Annotated in this window: 16 protein-coding genes and 1 tRNA gene; 8 read left to right on the top strand and 9 right to left on the bottom strand. The window is 45.6% G+C overall.

Features of this window, described 5'->3' with window-relative positions; all coding sequences use genetic code 11:
- Positions 1-159: 159 nt before the first annotated feature.
- The 3 genes from QUB06_RS20625 to QUB06_RS20615 form a co-directional block, all read right to left on the bottom strand.
- On the bottom strand, positions 160-984 hold the full coding sequence (locus QUB06_RS20625) for an RNA methyltransferase (RefSeq protein WP_333436834.1): 825 nt from the start codon (positions 982-984) through the stop codon (positions 160-162).
- A complete protein-coding gene (locus tag QUB06_RS20620; protein ID WP_333436855.1) occupies positions 977-2,167 on the bottom strand; it encodes a transposase in 1,191 nt (396 codons plus the stop codon). Before QUB06_RS20620 ends, QUB06_RS20625 begins: the two co-directional genes overlap by 8 nt.
- Before the next feature lie 198 nt (positions 2,168-2,365).
- Positions 2,366-2,447 (bottom strand) — tRNA-Leu (locus tag QUB06_RS20615).
- On the opposite strand from QUB06_RS20615, the gene QUB06_RS20610 reads away from it, so the two are divergent.
- Both QUB06_RS20610 and QUB06_RS20605 read left to right on the top strand, forming a co-directional pair.
- Positions 2,418-2,591 carry a hypothetical protein gene (locus QUB06_RS20610; RefSeq protein WP_333436833.1) on the top strand — a complete coding sequence of 58 codons (174 nt, stop codon included), beginning with the start codon at positions 2,418-2,420 and terminating at the stop codon, positions 2,589-2,591. The genes QUB06_RS20615 and QUB06_RS20610 overlap by 30 nt on opposite strands.
- Before the next feature lie 134 nt (positions 2,592-2,725).
- A complete protein-coding gene (locus QUB06_RS20605; RefSeq protein WP_333436832.1) occupies positions 2,726-3,622 on the top strand; it encodes a Uma2 family endonuclease in 897 nt (298 codons plus the stop codon).
- Positions 3,623-3,782: 160 nt separating this feature from the next.
- On the opposite strand, the gene ald is transcribed toward QUB06_RS20605, so the two are convergent.
- Positions 3,783-4,871, bottom strand: coding sequence for an alanine dehydrogenase (gene ald, locus QUB06_RS20600; protein ID WP_333436831.1), 1,089 nt, complete (start codon positions 4,869-4,871; stop codon positions 3,783-3,785).
- 103 nt (positions 4,872-4,974) lie between these two features.
- The gene (locus tag QUB06_RS20595) at positions 4,975-5,817 is read right to left on the bottom strand and encodes a class I SAM-dependent methyltransferase (RefSeq protein ID WP_333436830.1); all 843 of its coding nucleotides are present in this window, start codon (positions 5,815-5,817) and stop codon (positions 4,975-4,977) included.
- A gap of 437 nt (positions 5,818-6,254) precedes the next feature.
- Between QUB06_RS20595 and QUB06_RS20590 the strand changes: the two genes are divergently transcribed.
- From QUB06_RS20590 to QUB06_RS20580, 3 genes are all read left to right on the top strand, one after another.
- Positions 6,255-7,793, top strand: coding sequence for a DEAD/DEAH box helicase family protein (locus QUB06_RS20590; RefSeq protein WP_333436829.1), 1,539 nt, complete (start codon positions 6,255-6,257; stop codon positions 7,791-7,793).
- Positions 7,794-7,892: 99 nt separating this feature from the next.
- A complete protein-coding gene (locus QUB06_RS20585) occupies positions 7,893-9,107 on the top strand; it encodes a DUF790 family protein (RefSeq protein WP_333436828.1) in 1,215 nt (404 codons plus the stop codon).
- 177 nt (positions 9,108-9,284) lie between these two features.
- On the top strand, positions 9,285-10,004 hold the full coding sequence (locus QUB06_RS20580; protein ID WP_333436827.1) for a DUF2786 domain-containing protein: 720 nt from the start codon (positions 9,285-9,287) through the stop codon (positions 10,002-10,004).
- Between the two features lie 69 nt (positions 10,005-10,073).
- On the opposite strand, the gene QUB06_RS20575 is transcribed toward QUB06_RS20580, so the two are convergent.
- On the bottom strand, positions 10,074-11,399 hold the full coding sequence (locus QUB06_RS20575; RefSeq protein ID WP_333436826.1) for a hypothetical protein: 1,326 nt from the start codon (positions 11,397-11,399) through the stop codon (positions 10,074-10,076).
- Between the two features lie 83 nt (positions 11,400-11,482).
- On the opposite strand from QUB06_RS20575, the gene QUB06_RS20570 reads away from it, so the two are divergent.
- Entirely contained in the window at positions 11,483-14,086 is a 2,604-nt protein-coding gene (locus QUB06_RS20570; RefSeq protein WP_333436825.1) for a dynamin family protein, read from the top strand.
- A 90-nt stretch (positions 14,087-14,176) separates the two neighbouring features.
- On the opposite strand, the gene aroF is transcribed toward QUB06_RS20570, so the two are convergent.
- From aroF to rpsO, 3 genes are all read right to left on the bottom strand, one after another.
- Positions 14,177-15,238, bottom strand: coding sequence for a 3-deoxy-7-phosphoheptulonate synthase (gene aroF / locus QUB06_RS20565; protein WP_333436824.1), 1,062 nt, complete (start codon positions 15,236-15,238; stop codon positions 14,177-14,179).
- A 206-nt stretch (positions 15,239-15,444) separates the two neighbouring features.
- The gene (locus QUB06_RS20560) at positions 15,445-15,918 is read right to left on the bottom strand and encodes a PAM68 family protein (RefSeq protein ID WP_333436823.1); all 474 of its coding nucleotides are present in this window, start codon (positions 15,916-15,918) and stop codon (positions 15,445-15,447) included.
- A gap of 95 nt (positions 15,919-16,013) precedes the next feature.
- Positions 16,014-16,283, bottom strand: coding sequence for a 30S ribosomal protein S15 (gene rpsO / locus QUB06_RS20555; protein ID WP_190661928.1), 270 nt, complete (start codon positions 16,281-16,283; stop codon positions 16,014-16,016).
- A 57-nt stretch (positions 16,284-16,340) separates the two neighbouring features.
- Between rpsO and QUB06_RS20550 the strand changes: the two genes are divergently transcribed.
- Together QUB06_RS20550 and QUB06_RS20545 are read left to right on the top strand one after the other, a co-directional pair.
- The gene (locus QUB06_RS20550) at positions 16,341-16,472 is read left to right on the top strand and encodes a hypothetical protein (RefSeq protein ID WP_333436822.1); all 132 of its coding nucleotides are present in this window, start codon (positions 16,341-16,343) and stop codon (positions 16,470-16,472) included.
- A gap of 236 nt (positions 16,473-16,708) precedes the next feature.
- Complete coding sequence (locus QUB06_RS20545) at positions 16,709-17,281, top strand: hypothetical protein (RefSeq protein WP_333436821.1); 573 nt, start codon at positions 16,709-16,711, stop codon at positions 17,279-17,281.
- The last annotated feature ends 219 nt before the right edge of the window (positions 17,282-17,500 follow it).

Genomic DNA, 17,500 nt, shown 5'->3' with positions numbered 1-17,500 from the left:
GGAGATGGGAGGGGATTTGATCCTTTTGGCACAGTGCAAGTAAAAAATACAAAAAATACAATTTAAATGCCCAACAGCTTTTCAATACCCTGAATATGAAGTTACAGATATTGATGAACCCGCCCCAACAGATAATGACTAATGACTAATGACTAATGACTAATGACTTCTTTGCCGTTGAGCTTCGTACAAGATGAGGGCTGCGGCGATCGACACATTTAAAGATTCTACGCCGCGACTCAGGGGAATGTGGATTTGTCGATCGGCCAAACTCCTCAATTCTTCCGACAAACCAGAGCCTTCGTTCCCCAAAACTATCAGAGTCGGCACTCGCAAATCTACTTCCCAATAACTTAAACTGGCCCCGGCGACGGTTGCTAAAATTTGCATTCCTCGATTTTTATACCCGGAGACTTCGGCGGTTAAATCTGGACTGACTGCCATTGGCAGCTTAAACCAAGCTCCAGCCGAGGCGCGCAGCACTTTGGGATGGTCTAAATCGGCGCTGTCTGCGCTCAGCAGCAAACCGTCGGCATTAGCAGCCGCAGCCGTGCGGATGATCGCCCCCAAGTTGCCGGGATCTTGGATTGTTTCTAAGGCTATTCCTAAAGTTGACAATTTTGCGGGCTCTGTTGCGGTGCGGGGTGCGGTGGCAACAATGCCGTCGGGTTGGACTGTAGTGGCGATCGACTCTAACACTTTTGCACTTACTAATTCTGTGCGATCGGCTAAATTACCAACTTGCTGCCAAAGTTCCCCGTGCTGATCCAGCCATTCGGGAGTGCAGCAAACCGTTGCTAGCGGGTATTTGGCAGCGCAAGCTTCTTCGAGTAAGTGCGTCCCTTCGAGTAAAAATAATTGTTGTTCCCTGCGTCCCTTCGAGCTGTGCAGCTTGCGAATTTCTTTAACTAGGGGGTTTTGAATACTTTTGACAACTCCTCGGCCCGAAGGCACGAGGATTGTTGGTTCATTGGGACTACTCATGTAGCTTGCCCTCCCCAAAATTCACTGCGATTTGCCCAACCGCTGTATATCCACGCTGCAACACCACTTGCGCGGCTGCCACATCTCGATTCGTTTCATAGCCACAGGTTGGACATCTATGTACCCGTTCGGATAGTTCTTTTTTGCCTGTATGAGTTTGACATAAGGGGCAGGTTTGACTTGTTCCGTTGGGGTCTACTTTTGCAAAGTATGCACCTCGCTTAAAGCAAACATGACCCAAGATATTCAGGAACTGACCAAACCCTGCATCAAGCGTGTGCTTACTCATCATTCCGGCTGACATTGCTTTGAGGTTCAAGTCCTCAGCAAATATTGTTTGGGCCCAGTTACATAAATGATGTGCGGTCTTGAAATGAAAGTAAGAGCGACTGTTCGAGATGTATTCGTGGTGTTTAGCTATTTGGTGTTGAATTTGACGAAACTTTCTAGAGCCTTTTTTCTTGCGCTTGAGTTGACGTTGCAGCAATTTCAGCTTGCGTTGTCCATCCACAAAGAATCGAGGTCTATCAATCAATTCACCATCAGAAGTTGCCAAAAAATGTTTTAACCCTAAATCAATCCCTAATCCATGCCCTGAAGGTGAGGCTTGAGGCACTGCGACATCACATTGCAAACTGAGCATGGCATAGTAACCAGAAGCCCTCTTAACAACGCGAATTTGCTTGACATCAAACCCTTGAGGGATTGGACGTGACAGGTGCATTTTTACGGGGCCAATCTTGGGCAGGTTGACCCAATCGGCACCATCAAACTGTTTAACGGATTCTAGATTCAATTGAGGGAACACAAATGAGCGCATCCGCTTTTTAAATCTAGGAAAACCGTGTCCTCGTTCCCACATCCCCACAAACGCTGCCTCTAATTGGCGCAACGCCTGCTGCAAGACATGGGTGTGAGGCAGTTTCAACTCAGGAATTAACTTCTTTGCTTGGGCCAATGATTTGCATTGACGGGCAAAGGTTGGACGCGGTGCATCATCCGGGATAATGTATTCCTGCTTAATGCTGCACGAGTTGATATCACACTTACGAGAATTAACCCAATCTTTTCGTTCTCGCAATCCAAAGTTGTAGACCTTGCGACAAATATTGAGCCACTGGTCGAAAGTCTGGCGTTGCGTATCGGTAGGAATGAGCTTGTACTCGTAGGTTAGATTTAACATAAAACCATTGTAGAGGCAACGTGAATAAATGCGGTGCTGTTTATTCACAAACATTGCTTGAGAGATTCCCAACCGAAATTCCCCCTAGAAGGGAGAGGCTTGTATCACATTTTTTAGGTCAGCATTGTTTAATTCAGCAGAGCGAATGGGGTTATTGCCTGTATCGGGTTAACCCCAAACTTCCTTCTGCCTTGGGAATGCGGAACCCGGGACTTGAACCCGGAAGGCTTGCACCACATGAACCTGAATCATGCGCGTCTACCAATTCCGCCAGTTCCGCATCGGTCACGAATTAATACTTTGCCATAAGTTAGCCAGTTTGTCAAGTGTTTTGGGGAATTTATTTTTTTTCTGGGCTGCGAGTAAAATAGCGGTTCTCAAGACTCGTGAAATAGGGGTTTACCAATTCTTAATGCCCAATTAGGATTTGAGAGGAAAATTACTAATCAATTTAAAATCAAAAATCAAAAATTGCCCGATGCCCGATGCCCGATGCCCGATGCCCGATGCACATTCTGTTACCATTGATTTGGCAGATATTTCTCACCTCGGCTACCTATGTCTGAGCCATTAAGCCTCCATCCGAGTCAGTTGCCAGATATTAGCAACTTAGTTTTAGAAGACGATACTCCTTTGGACAGCTTCATCAACGAAAAACAGCAGCGGCTGCTGACAACGGTTTTATATAGCGGTGGCGAGACAGGTATTACGGTTCCCTTCATTGCGGCTGCAAATGTCGGTTTGTTCAGCAGCGTGCGTCTACCTGGAATCGCCCCGGATGTGTTTCTCAGTATCAATATTACTGGTGCTGAGGATTGGTGGGAAAAACAAGTGCGATCGTATTTATTTTGGGAATTTGGCAAACCTCCCGAAATTGCGATCGAAATTGTTTCCCCAACTCCGGGGAACGAATTGGGCAGCAAGTTAATAGATTACGCTCGAATGCGAATCCCGTATTATGTAGTGTACGATCCGCTACGCGAGTTGAAAGGGAGTACGCTGCGAGTCTTTGAATTGCAGAATCAATCTTACGTGCCGAAAAGTGATGCTTGGTTTCCCGACGTCGGTTTGGGACTAACTCTGTGGCAAGGTGAATTTGAAAATGTCGGTGGTACTTGGTTGCGCTGGTGCTATGCTAGTGGCGAACCCATTCCTACGGGCGACGAACTGGCGGCACAAAAAGATGCTCAGTTATCTCAAAAAGATGCTCAGTTATCTCAAAAAGATGCTCAGTTATCTCAAAAAGATGCTCAGTTACTGGAGGAACAGGCCCGCACTAAACAAGCATTTATCCAGATGATCGAACTCGGTTTAAGACTGAAATTCCCAGACGAAGGATTGCTGTTGCTTGAGGAGATTGCGGGAATTTCTGATGTTGGTATTTTGCAGGCGATCGCATCTTATATGCCAGCAGCCAACAATCTCGATGAAATCCGGCAAATCTATCAACCCTAATTTTACAACAAGGTTCGTAGTAACTCACATCTTGCGCCCTTTTTAGGAACGGGCAAGATGCCCATTCCACAACACATCAAGTTGCTTGTGGAGTGGGCGTCCCGCCCGCGCTCAAATACAATTTAGATGCGGGATAGCTTACTTTAAAAAAAGTGGGAATCTAATCGGCCAAATCGGGGAAAACCTCGCACACGGCCGGATGCACCAATCGGTGATTCTGCACGTTCAATCCCTTAGCCAAACTCGGATTCATTTCCAAAGCTTTAATCCCGTGATTTGCCAACTGCAAAACATAAGGCAAAGTGCTGTTATTCAAAGCTTGAGTCGCTGTCCAAGGAACGGCACCGGGCATATTGGGCACGCCATAATGCACAACTCCTTCCTCAACATAAGTAGGATTTGTGTGAGAAGTTACCCGCAAAGTTTCCACGCAGCCACCTTGGTCAACGGCTACGTCAACTATTACAGAACCGGGGTGCATCTTCGCAACAAATTCGCGAGAAACCAGCACCGGAGCTTTTTTACCTAAGACCAAAACCGCACCGATTAACAAATCAGCATCGGGAACAACTGCTTCAATTTGCAAAGGACTGCTGTAGAGGTATTCTACTCGGGAACCGAACAGAGTTTCCAAGTAGGCTAAGCGATCGACATTTACGTCTAAAATCTGCACTCTCGCGCCCATTCCTAAAGCAATTCTGGCTGCTTCTGTGCCGACGATGCCGCCGCCCAAAATCACAACTTTACCCGGTCTTACCCCTGGTACGCCGCCCAAAAGTACGCCCCGACCACCTTGCTGTCGTTCCAGAAATCGAGCTCCGAACTGCACGGCCAAACGCCCTGCAATAATACTCATCGGCGTCAGCAGTGGCAATTTTCTGTCCGGGAGTTCGACGGTTTCGTAGGCGATGGCCTGGACTCCGCTATTGATTAAATGCTCAGTTAATGTGCGATCGGCTGCCAAGTGCAAATATGTAAACAGCAACTGCTCTTTTTGAATCAGCGGGTACTCAGCAGATAAGGGTTCTTTAACTTTAACAATTAGTTCGCGATTCCAGACATCTGAAGCCTTTAAGACAATCTTAGCCCCTGCTTGAACGTAGTCCTCGTCCGCGAAACCGGCCCCAGCACCAGCATTCGTTTCTACAAAAACTGTGTGGCCTCTGTCGGAACAAGCCCGGACACTTGTGGGGCTAAGCCCGACTCGAAACTCTAAATCCTTGATTTCCTTGGGGACGCCTATTTCCATCTATAACCTCTAATCTCAGGCATACGTAAATCGAATCTAACCTAAAAACCATCCCCAGCGGGACAATACTCTTGTAGATTTTAGATTTGGCAATCCGGCGGGGCTATAATTTTTGTTGGATTTTCCGCCAGATCGATCGCAATTTCCCAAATCGATCGTTTTCCATCAAGTCGATCGTTTTTTTAGCTTGTTCCAACTGTAACTGTAGCTGTTGAATTTGATATTGGTAATTCTGCAATTCGGAATTGGCTTCGTCCAACGTAATTTGCAGTGCCGTTTCCCCAGTATTTTTCCTAATTGCAACATCGTGATAGCCTAGGGACTGAAAGGCAAAAAATACGATTTCCCAGTTATTCGCAATACAAAACTCATTGACTGCTTTCGCCACACCGTAAGGCATCACCTCGCATACCGACCAATTCGTGTAATCGTTAAAAACCATCATTCCTTTGGCTTTAACTTTTGTGTTACCTTGCTGAATATCTTTGCATACACCTTGATATTCGTGGTCGGCATCGATATATATCCAGTCAAAATACTCGTCAGGAAAGCTCCTTAAAATTGTCGAAGAATCCCCTTCATGAAGCTCTACCGTTCCATTTTCTATCCCTTCTTGAACTAGACTTTTTTGTTTGGTGCTGATTTCTGCTTTGAATAACTCAAAATTATAATCGATCAAATGCAGCTTTTTGGGCTTGGCAATAGCAATAATTTTTTCCGCAAAGCGCCCGTATTGAGTTCCCACCTCAGCCACCACACTATCTTTCGGCAGATATTCCAATATCTTTAATCGACTTTCAACAAAGCGACAATTCTTAACGTGACAATCTTGAAGCATTGGGGCCGAAAGCAGGAATGGATTGTCATCAAAATTATTCCACTTCTCGTTATTCCAGTTTTTAGTCGCTTGTAAAAATTTTTTTTTGTATTCTACAAAATCAAACATATTATTCCGCTCATAATTGAACTCGAAGCCGTGGGGAAAATATCTAGTCAATACCAAGCATTGTGTAGTCAGTACCTACGTTTTTTTGCCAATTCAGAAGCAATGACTAAAGTACCTACTACCTTTTTTTGACCTTTTTGACATTGGGGCAATTTGGTCGGCTACAAAAAATGCTAGGGTAATCCTATTTGATTTGTGTACGAGATTTTTTGTATAGGAAACCCTGATGGTGTATAGAACGAGGAAATAAAGAAATATTGACTTTTACAAATCGTGAAACGATTACTATTTAATTTTAAGTTAACCCTATTTTAGATTAAAATACATTAGGGTTTAATAGATGTGATTAAATAATAGCTGATAGAGAGTCTGCTGTCAATATATTTTATCGATCGCTTATAATTTAACAGGCTTGCACTCAGCGGGTCTTTAAACAAATGCCACGGATACCTACCTTAACATTCGATCGCGGAACTCTATTGCTGCACCCGCCGCCCAAAGGCAGAGACTGGGTGGACTTTGCGACATGGGACGATCGCGTGGAAAAATACCGCATTCGAGCCATTCACTACCGCCCCCTGGTAGAATGCCTCCAAGCCGAGTGCATTCACTTCACCGACGAAGCTAGGGCATACGAACTACTCGAACTCGTACCCAGCGTGGAAATGCAGCCTTACCCACATCAAGAACAGGCCCTCGTAGCTTGGCAGGAAGCAGGAAGCCAAGGAGTAGTCGTCCTCCCCACTGCTTCCGGCAAAACTTATCTGGCACAATTAGCCATGCAAGTCACTGGTCGCAGTACATTAATTGTAGTACCAACTCTCGATTTAATGCACCAGTGGTACGCTAATTTAAAAGCAGCTTTTCCCGACATCGAAATCGGATTGTTGGGCGGAGGTTCGCGGGACAAAACGCCAATTTTAGTGGCAACCTACGACAGTGCAAGTATTCATGCAGAAACCTTGGGCAATAAATACGGTTTGCTGGTTTTTGACGAATGCCACCATTTGCCAACGGACTTTTATCGAGTAATTTCCGAATATGCGATCGCGCCTTTTAAACTCGGACTGACAGCTACACCGGATCGCACAGATGGCCGCCACAGCGATTTGCATTTTCTCATCGGCCCGACAGTCTTTAGTAAAAGACCCGAAGATTTGGCAGGCGATGCTTTAGCCGACCATAAAATAGTTCAAATTATGGTAAAACTGTCAACAGAAGAAACCAACCGCTACGCCGAATTAATCAACATTCGCAACGACTTCTTAAAACAGTCTAACATCAGAATATCCAGCCTCGAAGGTTGGAAACAGTTTATCATGGCAAGCGCGCGATCGCCCTTGGGAAGGCGCGCCATGATTGCCCACCGCCAAGCCAAAGAAATCGCCCTTTGTACCGAAGGAAAACTGCGAGTTTTAGCTCAAATACTAGCAGAACACTCTCCCCAGCGTACCCTAATTTTCACCGGTGACAACGCCACAGTTTACCGAATTTCCCAAGAATTTCTTATTCCCACAATTACCCACCAAACCCCAGTCAAAGAACGCCACGAAATCCTCGATAAATTTCGCAGTGGCGAATACAAAACCCTTGTCGCCTCCCACGTCCTCAACGAAGGAGTGGACGTACCCGACGCCAGAATTGCTATTATACTTTCAGGTACGGGCAGCGAACGCGAATACATCCAGCGATTGGGCCGAGTTCTCCGCAAAAGCAGCGATGCAAATAAACTAGCAATTCTCTACGAAGTCGTCACCGAAGACACCAGCGAAGAAAGAACTTCCCAGCGCCGCCGAGGAGGAATGCAGCCTTACAAACCGCAAGCAAAAACACCAATTGAACCGCCACAGCCAGAATATCAGAAATTAGAAATTGTCAAACCGACACCCATTTACGGAGTCAACCGGGAGACAACCAAAAAAGCAGCAGAATCACCCGCAAAATGGGGAGAAGACAATGATGAAATTCCCTGGTAGCAAGCCTAAACTATTTCTAAACACTCTCTTTCTTTCTCTCTCTTCCCTTCGCGTTCTTCGCGCCTTCGCGGTTCGTTAAAAATAAAAAACTATTAACAAATGCTACCCACTGATTTATTAAGTCACCGCCAAAATGGGGAATCAATCGTCCCGCTACGCCTCAAGATAGATGCTAAAAACTTAGAAGCAGCTACGGAAATGATCAACTGCTTCCAAGAGTCGATCGGCAAAACCCAAGGCGAACTCGACGGACGCTTGCTAGAATTAGAAGGCGACAGCCCGGATTATCGGCTGAAACGGGGATTAGCGCACCTGCTGAAAAGCGGTTTCTGCACCTTGGAAGTCATCAGTCCCCTAGAACCCTCAGAGTTGAGACAGCGGGTTTTTGCTTTGTCCGCGCGTGAGACTCCCAGCCCTCAATCCACCCAATTAACCCTGGAAAAAGTAGCAAGTGAACTCAGCCAAGAGTTAAACAGAGAAGTTTTACCCAGCGAAATCACTACAGGTTTATACGCCGATTTAAACGAAAACAAAATCCTCACTGAGTTTAATCCACCAACACCCGAAAACTTGCTTCACAAATACAATCTTTCTCAAGTTCAAGGCATATTTTACCGAGCAAGTCAAGTCCAATTAACCGCCCACCGCAACGATCCAGGAGAATACAAACTCTTATTTCGCTATCTGAAACTATTTCAATTAATGACTTACATCGAAGGCGATGCAGACCACGGTTTTACACTGACAATAGACGGCCCTACAAGCTTATTCAAACCCAGCACCCGCTACGGCTTAGCCCTGGCGAAAATGCTGCCCGCACTGCTGCACGTCACCAAATGGAGTATGCACTCGACACTGCACACAAAAGACCCTTTTAGCGGCGTTTTGAAAACAGGTAAATTCACCCTAAATTCCGACTGCGGTTTAGTCAGCCACTATCCCCCTGGCAAGCCTTATGATAGTATGTTAGAAGCCGCATTTGCTGAAAGATGGAATTCCACAAAAACCGAGTGGCAACTAGAGCGAGAAGTTGATTTAATTCCGATTCCAGGTAGCGTGATGATTCCCGACTTTCGGTTAGTGCATCCCGACGGGCGAGTATTTTTATTAGAAATAGTTGGCTATTGGCGGCCGGAGTATTTGCAAAAGAAATTTGCCCAAGTACAGAAGTCAGAATGCGATAACTTGATTTTAGCTATTTCCGAACGGCTGAATTTAGAAAAAGCCGGGGTAAACGTAAATGATGTGCCAGCAAAAGTAGTCTGGTTTAAAGATAAATTGCTGCCCAAATCAGTCCTCGAAGTCCTCGAATAGTAACCAATCCGCGCCCCAGTTGCGAACCTCTTTATTTCTCTCTCTCTGCGCCCTCTGCGCCCTCTGCGGTTCAAAAAAATCCTCCTCAAAAAATATCGCACATTCCCAGCTATACTAAAATGGGAATTCACCCAAATCCTTGCCACCGCTTACTCTCAACCTAAAACCAATTGAAAAATGGCAGACACAAGTATTGTCGAAAGAATCAAAAAGCTTTTAGCCCTCGCCACCTCATCCAATGAAAACGAATCGACTGCTGCGGCCGAAAAAGCTTCCCTTTTACTGGCACAGTACAATCTCAGCCTCGCGGATTTAGGGCCAAATCACCAAGAAGAGATTGACGAAAACTCTGTTGAAACAACATCGAAATTTGTCACTTGGAAAATGATGCTGCTTTCGGGAATTGCCGACGCTAACGGTTGCACTGCCATGCGAAACACTTATAATGGCAGTATGTTTTTGGTGGGAACTTCTACAAACCTGATTGTTTGCAAACATCTGTACGAGTATTTGAGTTCGGCGATTGAAAAAAGAGCTAAATACCGCAAAGGAAACGGCAGGGGGTTGGCGTATCTGAATGCTTTTCGGGTTGGATGCGCGACAAGGTTGAGACAAAGATTGTTGGAACAAAAACAGGAGATGGAAGAGTCGGGGATTCCGGGTTCCGGGGATGTGGCGGCGACTCCAGGGATTGTAGTGCGATCGATGTTTGAGAAAAATCAACAGGCGATCGCGGATTATCTAGACGGCCGAGGGGCTAAAGTTAAAACCAGAAGTGGTTCTCAAGTCAGCAGCGCGGCGGGTTTTTATTCGGGGTATGAAGTGGGCGATAAAATTAGTTTGCACAAGCAAGTGCAGCCGCAAGGGGATATGAAGCAACTAAATGGATGTCTTTGAGTTCTCGATAGTAATTGATGGATAATCAAAACAGGGATAAACTTAAAGCAAATTACAAATTAGGTCTGATTATTCCGATTCTTCCGATTCATCTCGGACTCTGAAATAGTAAAAAAGATTAGCAACAGCCAAATCCGAGGCTTTTTCCAAGTTCGACGATACTAAACTTTTATGACCCGCTATATTCCCTTGCTCAATAATATAATCTTCGTACTCTTGACGCTGCTGCGGATCGAGCATTAATTCGAGTTGAGTGCGAAGAGAATAAAAATGAGACTTAGGTCTCAAATTTTCATAAAATAACTGTTCATCCGGTATAGCTAAAGCTGTTGTGGATAAATTTGGTTCTCCACTAACAGCTAACTTGGACTTACTCAAATCAGCACTTTGTAACTGTTTTAATTCACTTTCTGGTAAATATTTTATCCATTCAATCTGATTTTGCCAAGTGTCCAATAAAACTAAATCGTGATTGTGAATCCGGGTGATTTCAGGGAAGAGGAAATCAAGCTCGTCATCAGAGTCACAAGCATCAATTATTCTTAAGCCATCTTGACGGATTTCTTCTTGCAGTTGAGCGAGCCGATCGCCCGCAGCACCAAATTCATTTTGCACCTGATACGTGCCGATAATACTTTGCTCGATCGCCCAACTGCACTCTAACCGCCGCAACTGTCCCGCCGCACAAGTTTCTTCTAATAAATGCGGATTTCTGTAGTCTGCTAAAGCTTCAAACAACATCCCCCGCGCTGCGTCAATTTCAGCATTGCGACGGTTAATGTCTTGAATTTGCAAAGCCGATCGCATTCGTTGAATTGCTTGATTAAATAACCCGTAAGCCCGCACTAAGACTAGGCGATGGTTCTCAAATTTTATATCTGCAGCCACTTCGGAAATTAATTGCTTAATTTCCGCGCCTTGGCCTTTCAACAGTTGTTCTAAATTGATGAAACCATTTTCTACTTTAACTTCCAGCCTCTCTACCGCTTTTTTTAGTTTCAATGTCTGGTGCAAATTGACCGCTGATAAGGCTACCCCGGCGAAAGTTCCCACACCAATGACGGCTGTTGTCGCTTGCAGCACTCCCATACTGGCTTGGACGGCTTGAAAGCCCATGTGAATTTGCTGCCTCTGCACCTCCAAATCAGCTTTGACGGCTTCAACGCCCTTATAGTTTTGGTACATCTGCAAGCCACTCATGACAAGCTGCACGGGCAACACTAAGGGCGCTAGCGGGCTATTGTTGACGATCGCGCCAACCGCATGAGCCACAAACTGTCCCGTCGCTGCATCCCTCGCCATGCCGATCGGCACTCCGGCAGATGTAAAAACTTGTACATACTTGCCAGCCTCGATCGCAGCCTGTACCGCTGCGGGAAATACAAAGTTCATCATAAATTTTTACCCTGGTAGAAACCAACACAACAACTGATCTATTATGATCCATTTAATAAAAGAAATATTATTAGGCGCTGCCAATGAATAATTCGTTAATTAGTCCCCAAACAATTGAGCTTGTTTCGCTGCTGACAGGGCAAAAACTCCGAAAAGAAGATATTACTCCGCCTGTGCTTTTTCTGGGGGGGCTGGTGACGGTGTTGCTGGGAGTCATTCATGCTGACGGTACGGTAAGTGCTGAGGAAACGCAGCGATTGCGGGCAACTTTGACGGAACTTATTCCCCCTAACAGCAGTTTTGGCCCATTGGTAGTGCCGATGGTTAAGGGCGTGCGGGAACAGCAAGTTTACAAAAAAATGCAGGAGTTGTTGGCGCTGACAGCGTGTTTTTCTGAGGAGGACAAACTGCTGCTAATTAGTTTTGGCTATCAGATGTCGGCAGCAGATGGGACAATGGACGATAGCGAAAAAGAGTATTTAATACTTATCGGTAACACACTGGAAATTGACTCTCGATACTTGGCAGTTTTAGAAGCGAGTTTTAGCAATCAAGCGATCGCAGATACAGCAGCTTTAGCAGAAGTGCACAGGTTACTCGCTCCAGCACAATTTCAATCTCTCGATTCTATGTTTGTCCGTGCTGCCAGTCACATTATCGGACATTTACCAGCAAAACCGAAACACAAAATAAATCAAAATCAGTCAGTTTCGTCCTATCAGGAGTTGAAAAAATTTCAACTGTACCGACAACAACTGGATGCTGTTTGTGGAAAACTATATTTAACTCTGCAAGATGGAAGCGATCGCAACGTGCTATCTCCTACTTTAACAGCAGAAGTAACAAAAATATCTCGCAAATTGCAATCTCAGCGGTTTCGCGTGGTTGTCGTCGGCGAGTTTAGTAAAGGCAAATCAACCTTACTAAATGCTTTGGTGGGCGAGAAGATTCAACCAGTGCGGGCTACTCCTTGTAGCGGTACGGTGACTATTTTGAAATATGGATCGAAGCGCAGGGTTGTTTGTTATTACAAAAATGGAGATAAGGAAGAGATTTCGCCGGAAGAATATCAAAAGAAAGCTTCTATTTCTAGAAAGGCAGCTTCTGGTTCTATTGCAGATGAAAAAGCCACATCAGAAATCGCAGAAATCGTTTTTGAGCATCCCGAATTAGAGTTGTGCAGCAATGGCGTAGAAATTATTGATACTCCCGGATTGAACGAACAAGCGGAACGCACAGTGGCGACTCAGCAAGTTCTGAAAACGGCTGATGCAGTTATTTTTTTGACTCAGGCTAACACTGTTTTAACAAAGACAGAACAAGAACTGCTTTTGTACTTAAAAAAAGAATTGAATTATGGTGAAGAGAATGAAGGTGCAAGAAACATTTTTATTGCAGTGAGTTTTTTCGATTGGCTGGAGAGTGAAGAGGATCGCCAGGATGTAAAAGAAACGGTAGAAACAATTGTTTATGGGGAAAAACCAATTATTGCTGGTAAAAACCGGATTCATTTTATTTCGGCTAAATCAGCACTTAATGCTATTTTGGATGGGACGGAAAATGAGTATGTGAAATCTTTTCAGGATTTCACCAAATCTCTCGAACAGTTTTTGATAGAAAAACGGGGCGCGATCGCACTTAACCAATCCGCAGCCGGAATTAAGCAAATTATTAATACTGGCTGCGATAAATTGAGTCAATATAGGGAAATGTTAGAAGGAAATTTGACAGTTTCTCAAGGAGATAAACAGAAAATATTTGAACAGATGGCGGAAGCAAGCGGCCGCGATGTTAAGATTAGACTATTAGCAGGAGAACTGAGAAAACAATCTTCTAAGGAAGTCGATCGGTCTTTTCATGAGTGGCAAGAAGGATTGGACGATCGCATGGCTACCAAAAGTAAGGAATGGACTTCAGAGCACAATCAGATTTTGAGCCAAAACCACTTGATCCAAGATTATGCCAATCAATTTGTGAAGGAACTAACACAAGAGATTGATGACTGGAGCGCCAAAAAATTGCAGTTTATATTGACACAAAAAATAGCAATTTTAGACAGCAAAATTAATGAAGAGATTTCTGCAATTCGACAAGATTTTCAACAGTTGGATCTGCAACTTAGCACTAGCCTTGTTACTCAATTCAATAACTTCGCCGCAAGAAATCTGGGTGGAATTGGTATCGATGGACTAGATATCGCTTCATCAATCAACTCAGATATTGGAGGTCCTGGAGGTTTTTTGGGTGGTTTAGGTATTGGTGGAGCCGTCGCGGCTGCATTGCTGGCGTTTGCAGGAGTTGGTATCATTCCAGTTATTTTAGCAGGGTTAGCTGCTGCATCAGGTGGATCGTTTGGGCTGGGGATGCTAGATGTAGATGGAATTCACTCTCAGATCAAGCAAAAAGTTTGTAAGTTAGGGTTGCAGAAATTTAAGGAATCTAAGGAGTCGATTCTTGAGAAGATAAAAGAAAGAATTAAAGCAGTATTTGACGAGCGAAATGAAGCAGCTAGCGGTGCGATCGTGCAAGCAATGTCGCTGTGGGAGAATTTATTAGAACAGCAGGAAAAGCGCGATCGAGAGCGAGCAGAATGCGAAGCCCAAAAAGTTTGGCTGGCTGACAAACGTCGAGAACTCGAACAGGTACAAAATCAAATTGAGGCTATTTTAAATCAAAGTGCTGGCTAATTCAATGAGTAACGGGTAAGCGCAAAAAAACCATAGTACCTTGTGAATACTATGGTTTTTTTTGCAATAACCTACTTATGACTGCGATTTCTATGCCAAAACTGGCACCGGTTGTGGCCAACGGTTCATGACTTTACCAATCACCGCCAATTCTTCCATCAACTTGTCGAACTGATCCGGTGTTAAAGATTGCGGCCCGTCAGACAAAGCTTTTTTCGGATTCGGGTGCACTTCAATCATCAGCGAATCAGTACCAGAGGCGATCGAAGCAAACGCCATCGAGGGTACAAACTGCGCCCAACCGGTGCCGTGACTGGGGTCAACCATAATCGGTAAGTGAGTCAGAGTCCGCAACACTGGAACCGCCGACAAATCGAGGGTATTGCGCGTATATTGCCTGTCATACCCGCGAATTCCGCGCTCGCACAAAATCACGTTCGGATTGCCAGAAGCCATGATATACTCAGCAGCCATCAACCATTCTTCAATGGTGGCCGAGATGCCGCGCTTCAGCAAAATTGGTTTGTCTTGAGCTCCGACTTTCTTCAACAGTGAGAAATTCTGCATATTTCTCGCGCCGACTTGGATCACGTCCGCTACTTCTGCGATCGCACTTAAGTCCGCCGCATCCATAACTTCTGTGATAATTCCCAAACCGCTAGCTTCCCGCGCCGCAGCTAGCAATCCCAAAGCACTCTCGCCGTGGCCTTGGAAAGCGTAGGGGGAAGTTCTCGGTTTGTACGCGCCACCACGGAGAAAATGAGCTCCAGCAGCTTTGACGCGCATTGCTGTTTCGACAATCATTTCTTCGTTTTCGACCGAGCAAGGACCTGCTACGATCGCGATCGGGTGATGCAAGCCGATCATTACAGTTCCTAAAGGAGTAGCAACCGCTACGGAACTGGCTTCTCCTTGGCGGTACTCCAGAGAAGCGCGTTTGTAGGGTTTTTCCACGCGCAGCACTTCCTCAATCCAGGTGCTCATTTCGCGCAGTTGCATCGGTTCGAGCTCGGCGGTGTCTCCTACCAAACCCATAACAACTTTGTAACGGCCGACTATTTTTTCTGGTATCAAACCCCAGTTAGTGCGGAGGTCTTCGTCTAGTCGATCGATCTCGGCTTCTGGAGTGCCGGCTTTCATTACAATAATCATATTTTTTTTGCCTTTTTAGTTGGGCTAGAAACGGATGATGACTCTGATGCACTGAGAAAAATAGATGCAATGGCGATCGAGAATCTATTTATATCAGTATTTTTAGCATTGTTGTGGGGCGGGTTCTTGTTCCCTCCCCAAATACAAACTCGCTAATGATTAACAGCTTAGTTTTTAGCTAATGACTAATGACTAATGACTAATGACTAACTTTTTGGCTTCGCGGCGCGCCACGCTTCTCGCATCCGTCCAAAATTGGTATTAAATTCTTCCCACCCCAGAGTGCTTCCTGAAATTTCTTCATCCCAGGAAGCTGAGAGGACTCCGTAGCTTAATCCCAGAACGCCTAGACCAAAACAGCCCATGCTTACCAGCAATACTGCTGTGTTGGGCAAATCAAACAAGCCCTTGCTGACTACGAAATAACTCACAAAAAATGTGCAAATTCCCAATAGGGTAGGTATGCCACAGAATACCGCTATGCGGGATATCATGCGTTGGCTGACTACTTCTGGGATGGATTGCGACTCTTTTCCGGTTTTGTTAGCTTTCGGCTGCTTGTCGGCAGAATCCGACTCTAAGGCTAAGCTTGCTTGGGGTTCTGGGGGCTTTTTAGGCGTTTTTTTACGATTTGTTGCCGGTTCAAAGGGCAAGCGCTTGCGGGGTGGTTCGGAGGACATATTTTATCTCTAACCTGAAATCTCGAACATTTTTCAATAAGTCTTGGTGTTTGCCCAAGATTAAAGAATATTGTCGCAAATTTTGGCTTTAGTGTTTAGCCGCGAATGCCTAGACGGGCAATCAATGCTTTGTAGCGATCGACATTTTCCCTTTGGATGTATGCCAGCAGGCGCTTGCGGCGGCTGATCATCATCATCAAACCGCGCCGGGAGGCGAAGTCTTTTTGGTTGATTTTCAGGTGGGCGCTGAGTTTTGTGATGCGATCGGTCAGCATCGCGACTTGGACATCTGCCGAACCGGTATCGGTTTCATGGGTTTGGAAGTCGCCCATGATTTCTTGTTTGCGCTGTTGTGTAAGAGCCATGAATTGATTTTAGTTTTTTTTGTACGATTGTCACAATCTGCAATTGTACCACAGCCAATGAACAAGGGTGCAGGGTGGGAGATGAAATTTTTGCTGCAAGAGTTCGCATGGCGAGTTTTAATCCCCTTGCGGGGAAAAGAGAATGGCGACTTTGAAACCAGCGATCGCCAACAGTACCACATTCTTTAGCGCCAGCAACGGCGCGCACTCTCTCTGTCTGGCCCCGGCAAACACCGAGAGTTGCGATGACCCCTATAATAATGTCGAAAGATATTTCTATAATGGTTGGTGGATAAAGGCCCAGTACCCTGCATAAATGCTTTTTATGGCACCCACCAAACGTAATAAAATTCTGGCCGCTGTGGTGGGTGGTCGCTTGCGCGCTCGACACAGCAAACGCACAACAAGAAAAACCCCGGAACAAAATGGCAAAGCCACCCGGTCTAAAGACCTTCCCCAACTTACTGTCTCAAAAAGAGGTAGACCTCATTGTGGCAAATGACGAGTACACCAAGAACCCAGGCGATGTACTCTTTCGCTACTACGGAGACTTCGGATACAACACCCCCGAGCCAACCACACCCCCAAAGGCCGACGCGCCCATCCGTCGCGGAGCCCCCGGCAAAGAGACCCCGCCACCAAGCCCCTGGATGCTCGCTTGGGGGAAGACCTTACAAGACCGTGGGTTCTTCGATGAAATGCCCAATCAATACCGCGTCACGGATTGGTTCGGCAGCCTTTCCGCTCAGTTCAAATGGCACATCGACAACCACCGACATGGAGAGAGAATCCTCGCCATCAGCCTCTCCAACAACCGCGTCATTGGCTTTCGCAAAGATGCCAATAGCCCCGTCTTTGAACTCGAACAACATGCAGGAGACGCCTATTTAATCGCTGGTCCAATCCGCTGGAGTTGGCAACACTGCGTGCTGCCAAGAGGCAAAGACAAAAGCGGAGGGAGAAGCTTTGTGGTGAGCTTTAAGCGCCCCGCGCAATAATCAGCCACGCCCCCTTCCTTCACTTCAATTAAAGAGTTTCAATCCCCTTGCGGGGAAAAGTGAATTGCGACTGATGTAAGTCAGAGACTACTTGTATTTTCATGTTGCAATCCCCTTGCGGGGAAAAGTGCATTGCGACATTGTTAGTCCGTTTTTAAAATTCAATAATTTATAAAGAGTTTCAATCCCCTTGCGGGGAAAAGTGGATTGCGACTTGCG

The sequence above is a fragment of the Microcoleus sp. D2_18a_D3 genome (assembly GCF_036702455.1).
Taxonomy (GTDB): Bacteria; Cyanobacteriota; Cyanobacteriia; order Cyanobacteriales; family Microcoleaceae; genus Microcoleus.
This window is presented reverse-complemented; position numbering and strand designations above follow the sequence as displayed.